Source organism: Lactococcus sp. S47, from assembly GCF_016517475.1.
Classification (GTDB): domain Bacteria; phylum Bacillota; class Bacilli; order Lactobacillales; family Streptococcaceae; genus Lactococcus; species Lactococcus lactis.
The window spans coordinates 1-235 of the sequence record NZ_JACVUB010000034.1; the positions used below are offsets into that span (position 1 = coordinate 1).

General features: G+C 48.5%; 1 protein-coding gene. It reads right to left on the bottom strand.

All coding sequences use genetic code 11. The annotated features are described in order from the left end of the window. Nucleotides 1-235: phage tail tube protein (locus IAE52_RS11475; protein WP_370568109.1), on the bottom strand; the 235-nt coding region annotated here is incomplete at both ends.

Here is a 235-nt window from a genome sequence, read left to right on the forward strand (position 1 = left end):
CGTGTAACCATTCGTGCTGTTTCCTGTCACATCACCTACTGTCGGTGCATCCGGAGCAGTGGTATCTGCTGGGTCTGTGACAACTAGAGTTTGAGTGACATCGTCATACCCTGAAGCTGAGTATATCACAGTATAAGTGCCAGCCGACAAGCTACCATTAGTGACTGCGTTTCCTGAAGCAATTGTGATAACTGCTGTGACCGGAACATCGGCACCTTCACTGTCTTTCAGAGTT